Origin of the sequence: Mesorhizobium sp. M7A.F.Ca.CA.003.01.2.1, from assembly GCF_003998945.1 — a bacterium.
In the GTDB taxonomy this organism is placed as follows: domain Bacteria; phylum Pseudomonadota; class Alphaproteobacteria; order Rhizobiales; family Rhizobiaceae; genus Mesorhizobium; species Mesorhizobium ciceri.
The window spans coordinates 1-7,444 of record NZ_RZRA01000165.1 but is presented as its reverse complement, the minus strand read 5'-3'; the positions used below and the strand labels follow the sequence as shown (position 1 = coordinate 7,444).

Annotated in this window: 6 protein-coding genes and 1 pseudogene; all 7 read left to right on the top strand. The window is 63.2% G+C overall.

Annotated features, from left to right (window positions below; translation table 11 throughout):
• Positions 1-185 (top strand): annotated as a pseudogene (locus EN969_RS09490) (glycosyltransferase family 1 protein); the annotation flags it as partial.
• Positions 182-1,489 carry a hypothetical protein gene (locus EN969_RS09485; protein WP_082826507.1) on the top strand — a complete coding sequence of 436 codons (1,308 nt, stop codon included), beginning with the start codon at positions 182-184 and terminating at the stop codon, positions 1,487-1,489. The pseudogene EN969_RS09490 and the gene EN969_RS09485, both read left to right, overlap by 4 nt.
• An 8-nt stretch (positions 1,490-1,497) precedes the next feature.
• Entirely contained in the window at positions 1,498-2,727 is a 1,230-nt protein-coding gene (locus tag EN969_RS09480) for a GNAT family N-acetyltransferase (protein ID WP_063168634.1), read from the top strand.
• A gap of 12 nt (positions 2,728-2,739) precedes the next feature.
• Complete coding sequence (locus tag EN969_RS09475; RefSeq protein ID WP_063168633.1) at positions 2,740-3,963, top strand: GNAT family N-acetyltransferase; 1,224 nt, start codon at positions 2,740-2,742, stop codon at positions 3,961-3,963.
• Positions 3,964-4,063: 100 nt separating this feature from the next.
• Positions 4,064-5,245 carry a glycosyltransferase family 9 protein gene (locus EN969_RS09470; RefSeq protein ID WP_335918267.1) on the top strand — a complete coding sequence of 394 codons (1,182 nt, stop codon included), beginning with the start codon at positions 4,064-4,066 and terminating at the stop codon, positions 5,243-5,245.
• A gap of 224 nt (positions 5,246-5,469) precedes the next feature.
• Complete coding sequence (locus EN969_RS09465; protein WP_027160830.1) at positions 5,470-5,694, top strand: hypothetical protein; 225 nt, start codon at positions 5,470-5,472, stop codon at positions 5,692-5,694.
• Between the two features lie 45 nt (positions 5,695-5,739).
• Positions 5,740-7,444: non-homologous end-joining DNA ligase (gene ligD / locus EN969_RS09460; RefSeq protein ID WP_127419089.1), on the top strand; the 1,705-nt coding region annotated here is incomplete at its 3' end.

The following is a 7,444-nucleotide window of genomic DNA, read 5'->3' as shown; positions in this document are numbered from 1 at the left end:
AGATCATCCTCGCCCCTGAGGCCTGGCGCGGGTTTGTCGCTGCCGGGCGCGCGCGCTATGAGGCGATCTTCAGCGAGCCGGTCGCGGCCGCGGCGATCACCGCGATCGCCGCCGAAAAGCTGAAGACGACCATCGCGCGGCCGGGCAGGGCGCCCGCTGCCCGCGCAGCGGAGACACGGCCGTGAAGTTAGCGTTTCCGAGCCATCTGGTTCGACGCCTCGTGCTGATGATCGGCGGCGAGGCGATGCAGAGCGGCTTTCATTTCGCCCTCAACATCATGCTGTTGCACATGCTGTCGGCGCAGGGCTACGGCCTCTTCGCCATCGGCATGGTGATGGGCGGGGTCGGCCTGTCCTATATCAGGTCGCTCACCGCTGTTCCCGCCAGCATCTGGATGAGCAAGAGCACCAACAGCGCCGGCGTCAATACCTATGACGTGGCGTTCGGAACGGCGGCGCTGATCGTGGCGTTGCTGATGGCCGTCGGCACGGCTGTTCTGATGCATGTCCTTGGAGATCCAAGCGGAATTGCCGCCGGCTGCTTCGTCGGTGCCTGGTCGTTGCGCAGCCATATGCGCACGGCTTTCTTCGCACGGCGCCAGCAGGTTGTCGTCTCCATCAGCGATGGCGCTTTTACAGTCGCCGGCTGTGTCCTGACCGGGCTGTCGATCTGGTTGGTCCAAGACCCGCTGCAGACCGTATTCTATGCACTTGCAGCCGCAAATGTGTTCGGCATTTTCGTCCTGGTCCGCCTGGCTCGGCGCTCGCTTCGCATCAGCTTCCGCATGCCGACGCGCCGACGCTATGTCAGGCTCTGGCCCCAACTGCGCTGGTCGGCATTCAGCGCGACCACCACCAACATCCAGGGTCAATGTCTGGCGCTGCTGGTCGCCGGCATTGCCGGGCCAGCCGCCTACGCACCGCTGGCGGCGGTTCTGGTGCTGTTTGCTCCGCTGCGCATCATCAGCCTTGCGTTCGTCAACATGACGCAGCCGGATCTCGCCAGGCTGATGCGGAACAATGAAACAGGCCGTGTCTGGACGCAGGCCAAGATCTGGGCGCTCGTCATGGGGCTCGGCGGCCTTGCTTATGGATGTGCGATCATGTTCGTCCTGCCGATGATAAAATCCCAGGCTCTCCAGGACGCTTCGACCTGGTTCATCGGGCTTTTCGTGATCGCGAATTTTGTCCCGATCATGCTCTATATCATGCCCCGCATCGTGCTTGAGATACTCGGCGATTTTCGGATCGTCGCGTTCATCACCACGGGCGGCGCGGTCGTCGGGCTGGCGCTGATCGCGGCCCTGCTGGCAATCGCGTCTCCGCCGTGGGCGTTGTTGGGTTCCGCCGTCTCGGAGATGTTCGTGCTCGTGGCATCGTGGTATTTCGCGCATCACCGCATGTGGAATATCGAGCATCCCGATGAGGCGCGCGACAGCCGGTTGGGCGCGTGGCGGCGGACGCTGCCGTTCGCTACGGCAAAGCGATAGGAAAAAACATGGCAGTCCAGGCGGTGCAAATTGCTGCGGTGACCGGCTCGCCCGATGGCCAGTCCTCCCATCCGGCCACCGTCGTCGCCATCGATGCCTACACGGCGCGGCTCCACACCAGCTTGGAAGCGGTGAGGCCGCTCTGGCTGCGCCTCCAGGCGGACGGTGTGTGCACCGCCCACCAGAATTATGCCTGGGCCGAGGGGATCGTCGCGCGGCTAATGCCGGAAGGTGCGGAACTGCTCATCGTGGAGGTAAACGATGCCGTGACGGGCGCGCCGCGAATGCTGGTGCCGCTGATACGGCGGCCGGCCTTCCGCCATCGGGTGATCGAATGGCTGAGCTGTGGCGTTTGCGACTATTCGGCACCGCTGCTGGCAGATGCCAGCCCGTGGACGATGCAATCGGCGCAGGCCGCGTGGGCTGCGGTGCGTTCCGTGCTGCCGCCGGCGGACCGCATCCAGATCACGGGAATTCCGCAATCGATCAGCGGCGTCACCAACCCTCTGGCCTTGCTCGCAGCCACGCGCGATTCCCTGCATACCAGCTTCGGCCTCGCCATCGACGGCGACCCGGAAACCGTGCTCAAGCGCCTATGCCGGCCATCCTTCGTCAAGGCCTTCAACAAGGACTGGCGCCGCCTCGAACGGCTTGGCGACGTGGAACTGGTCGAAGCCAACACGCCGGCCCTGGTGGAGGTCATCTTCGGCGGCCTGGTCCGGATGCGGCTCAGCCGCTTTCGCGAACTGGGCCGCTTCGACCTGCTGACGCAGGCGACGGCTGTCGACTTCTATCGAAACGCCGCTCTCGAGGGCCTGTCGGATGGGTCGGTGCGGCTCTTCGGGTTGCGTGTTGGTGAAGCTCTGATCGCCGTACAATACCTGCTGATCCATCAAGTCACCGTTCATGCTCTGCTGATCTCAATCGATCAGGGCGCGGTGCCCAATGTCTCGCCGGGACTTCTGATCATGGGCAAGTTGATGAGCTGGGCGCGCGGCCGCGGTTTCGATTATTTCGACCTGTCGGTCGGCAACCAGAGTTACAAGGAACATATGGGTGCCGTGGGTTCGGGCCTGCGCGAGCTTTGCCACGGGATTACGGTGCGAGGCAGCGCCGTGAGCGCAGCCATCGAGGTCCGCAACCGGACCGAGGTGTTCGTGCGCTCCAAACCTCGGCTGCTGAAGAGGCTCCAGGGACTGATGCGGGACTTGCGGCGCCTGCGTGGGGGATCGGAATGACGGGAGAAGCATGTGGCAAGCTACGCGGCGCGAACGACTCCGATAAGGGATTTGCCCGGTGGGCGGTTTTCCCCGACTGTCGCCAACGCTGATGCAACCGCGCACTTCACGGCTCGGCTGCACACCAGTTTCGATACCGTAAGGCTGCTATGGCTGCTGCTTGAGGCGCACGGCGTCTGCACTGCCCATCAGCACTATGCCTGGGTCGAAGGAATCGCCGCACGGCTGATGCCCAAGGACGCGGACCTGGTCGTCATCGAGGTGAGTGACGCCATGACCGGCGCGCCGGCCATGCTGCTGCCGCTGATGCGGCGCCGGGCCCTCGGCCACCACGTCATCGAATGGCTGAGCTGCCGCGTGTGCGACTACTCGGTGCCGCTGCTGGCGGATGGGAGAGCGTGGACCAGGCAGAGTGCCGACGCCATGTGGGCGGCGGTCCGTGCCGTTCTGCCACCGGCGGATCGCATCCATATCGCGGGGATCCCGCAGCAGATCCACGGCCTCGTCAATCCGCTGGCACTGCTTTCGGTGGCGCGCGACTCCATCCAGGTCACCTCCGGCCTCGTCCTGCACGGCGACCCGGAGACGCTCATCAAGCGGATCTGCAAGCCGTCCTTTGCCAAGGCCTTCCGCAAGCATTGCCGCGGCTTCGAACAGCTTGGTGGCCTCGCTCTGGTCGAGGCCGACACGCCTGATCTGACCGAGGAGCTCCTGGATGTGCTGCTGGAATTGCGGCTGAAGCGTTTTCGTGAGCTTGGGCGTTTCGACCTCCTGACGCAGGTCCCGGTCGTCGATTTCTACCGCGCCGCGGCGCTGCAAGGCCTGTCCAATGGATCTGTGCGGCTCTTCGGTCTACGCGTCGGTGAAGCCTGGCTCGCCTCCATCTATGTGCTGGTCAGAAAAGGCACACTTCACGCCCTCCTGCTGGGCATCGACCAGAACGCGGTCGCCAATGTCTCACCCGGCCTGACGACGATGGGCAAGCTGATGATGTGGGGATGCGAGCGGGGCTTCGACTATTTCGACCTGTCGGTCGGCGGCCAGGGCTACAAGCAACATATTGGTGCCGCGAGTTCGGTTTTGGCCGAGATCTGCGAACCGGTGACGGTGCGGGGCAGGGCTGCGAACGCAGCCATTCTGTTGCGCAGCCGGGTCGAAGGCATGACGCGGTCGCGCCCCCGGCTGCTCAAAGCCGTTCAGGGCCTGACGCGCCGCTTGCGGCGATTGAAGGACTGAGGACGAGCGTTTGCCGGTCCTGCCGACGACCGATGCAAAGAGGCACCAAGGCCGGCAAGGTTGTTGACAGGGTTGGTTGGCTCTATATTTGAAAGCGCGCTTGACGTTCAGAAATGAGTGTCGTCGGCAGAATTTCTCAAATTGGCGTTTTCGGCAGATCACCTCGATGAATGCAAGTTTAGGAGATGGGATTCGTTCCATCCTCATTATTCAAACGAAGTACATTGGAGATGTCGTTCTGACATCTGCTTTGGTTCGCAACCTGCGTCTTTCTTATCCACAAGCATCGGTAACCATGCTTTGTGCGCCGGGACTCAAGCAGTTCATCGTCGCGCAAGGGATCGCCGATGTTGCCGTTGGCTTTGAATCCCGCGGCAGAGGAAGGACTCTGCTCAAGCGTTTGAGCGACTATCGTGGCGTCATCTCTGATCTGCGGCGTCGAAAATTCGATCTTAGCATCGACCTTACCGATTCAAAAACCTCGCGGATAATGCATCGTTTGATCGGCGCTCCACTTCGCGTCGGCTTCGATCCTTCCGAGCATCCGATGAAGTTCTGGGAAATCCAGCTTGCAAACGTTCTCGCCGCGACTTTCGGACAGGGCGGCCCCCATTATCTCTACAGGAACCTGTCTCCACTCCACGCGCTTGGGTTGGATTGTCAGGACCCAACGCCTCGGCTGCAGCCGAACGGGACCGCCCAGGAAGAGTGTGCCAGGATTCTTGCGGAAAACGCTTTGGCAAAGAAGTCATATGTGGCCGTGCATGCCGGCGCCAGGTTCGAAGGGCGTTGTTGGCCGCCGCAACATTTTGCTGCGGTCATCGACGAGGTATACGCCAGAACCGGGTTGCGATCTCTGCTCGTTGGTGGGCCGGATGAGGGGCTTGCCGCGCAAAGGATCCTTGAAGTGGCGGCGTCGCCGGTCGCCAGTGTCGTCGGAAAGGCCTCGCTTGAAGTCCTGACGGCATTGTTGGCCGAAGCATCAATCTTTCTAGGCAATGAGAGCGGCCCGATGCACATCGCGGCATCTGTCGGAACTCCAGCGGTGGGGTTGTACGGCCTGACGTCGCCTGAGCAATGGGGCCCGTTCGGTGTCCCGAACCGGACGCTCCAGCCGGTCATGCCCTGTCCATGCATCGCTCCAGGTGTTTGTAAAGAAAACAACCCCGGTGGGGTCTATTGTGTGCAGCGGCTTCAGGTTGCCGAGGTCGCGGCAGCGACACTCGATCTCATCGGGGAAGTCCGAAAATCCACTCATTCGGGTATGCCGGCCGCTTCGTAGGCTGGCGGCAACAGGCACGATCACGCGCGGCTTCGTCTTCGCGCGCTTCACATCGTGATTCAGGCCGAGACCCGAGCATCTTCAAAAGACTGCAAAATTTAACCGGACTGCAACCTGCACTGCCACGAAATTGACAGGACACCTCGTCTCCGGCATCCTTGGAGCCAGTCGCAAGGCCGCCGACAGCGGCCGCGTTGCGTGTCAGGGCGACCGAGGGCAGTGTCATGTTCAGTCCCGTCACAGGTCAGAATTCCAAACGCGCCGCGGTGCGCAAAGCGCTCGATCGTCACAAGGTCTACATCACCGAGCAGCGTTTTTCGGAGGGCACCTACCAAGCCCGGGTTCTGGTCGATGGCGAGGCCTATTGGGTCGACGAATTCCGGCTGAGCCAGTTGCAGCAAGGGCTGTCGCCGGCGGAGCTCGAGTTGACGCCGGCCGCTGACGATTGAGAGCGTGACTGGCTTGTTCCTGGCCGCCGTGCTTCGATCTTTGCGATGACAACTCCACCAAAGCTCAAAGCCTATCGCGCCAAACGCGAATTCGCCAAGACGCCGGAACCGGTTGGCGGGCTCGTCAGCAGCGACGGCAACCGCTTCGTCGTGCACAAGCACCACGCCACCGCAGACCATTATGATCTGCGACTGCAGGTCGGCGATGTCTTGAAGAGCTGGGCGGTGCCGCGCGGGCCTTCGCTCAATCCGGCCGACAAAAGGCTGGCGGTCGAGACCGAGGATCATCCGCTCGAATATATCGACTTCGAGGGTGTCATTCCCGAAGGCGAGTATGGCGGCGGGCCGATGATCGTCTGGGACACCGGCAGCTGGGCGCCGATGGACGATGTCGAAAAGAGCTTGCGCACCGGCGCCTTCAAGTTCCGGCTGGCCGGCGCCAAGCTCAATGGCGGCTGGATGCTGACCCGGCTGAAGCCGAAACCCGGCGAGGACGAAAACAAGAAGAACTGGCTGCTGTTCAAAGAGCGCGACCTCGCGGCCGACACTGCGCTTGACATCCTCACGGCCCGGCCGGAGAGCGTCAAATCCGGATTGCGCATCGAGGAGCTGGCGGCGCCGGCAAAGCCCGCCGCCAAACCCGCGCCCAGACAGGGATCGCTGAAGCCCGGCACGCTGCCGGGCGCCTTCAAGGCCCCCATGCTTGCCCGTATCGAGCCGCAGCTGGCGACGCAGGTGCCAAAACCGCCCGATGGCGAAGACACCAAACAAGTCTGGCTGCACGAGATCAAATTCGACGGCTACCGCACCATGGCGCATCTCACTGAGGGCGCGGTCAAGCTGATCACCCGTGGCGGCATCGACTGGACGAAGCGTTATGGCGACCTGCCGCATGCGTTCGCCAAACTGCCGTGCTGCGACGCCATCATCGATGGCGAGATCGTGGTGCTCGACGCCCGGGGCATCAGCCGTTTCGCGCTGCTGCAGGATGCGCTGGCCGAGGGCGCCGGCAGCAAGCTCCATTTCTACGCCTTCGATCTTCTCCATCTCGACGGCTGGGACCTGACCAAGGCGCCGCTGGTCCGGCGCAAGGCGCTGCTCGCGCAGATGCTGTCGGGCCTCGGCGCCAATTCCGCCATCCAGTTCTCCGACCATGTCGAGGGCTCGGGGCAGGGGCTCTACGACCAGGCGTCGGAACTGGGGCTGGAGGGTGTCGTCTCCAAGCGCGCCACGGCCATCTATCAGAGCGGCCGAAGCAAAAGCTGGACCAAGACCAAGGCGCTGCTGTCGGACGACTTCGTCATCGCCGGCTTCACCATCTCCGATGCGGCCGAAGGGCTGGCGGCGCTCGGAATGGCAGAGTTCGAGGGCGGTGAATTGCATTATCGCGGCAAGGTCGGCACCGGTTTCGATGCCGCCACAGCCGGTGAATTGCTCGCCAGGCTGGAGCCGCTGCGGGAAGGCGCCAGCGCGCCCGAGGGCGTTCCGCGCGAGATCATGCGCGAGATGAACTGGGTGCGGCCGCTGCTGTCGGCGCGCATCCACTACGCCAACCGCACAGCGGACAACGCACTGCGCCACGGCGTCTTCCGCGGTTTGAGGGATGTCGGCCTGTCGACGCCGGTATCCTCGACACGCAAGCGGCTGATCGCCGAGGCTGACCTTGCCACCATCTGGGTGACCAACCCGACGCGCCGGCTGTTCGGCAAGACCGGCCCGACCAAGCTCGACATCGCCGTCTATTACGCGC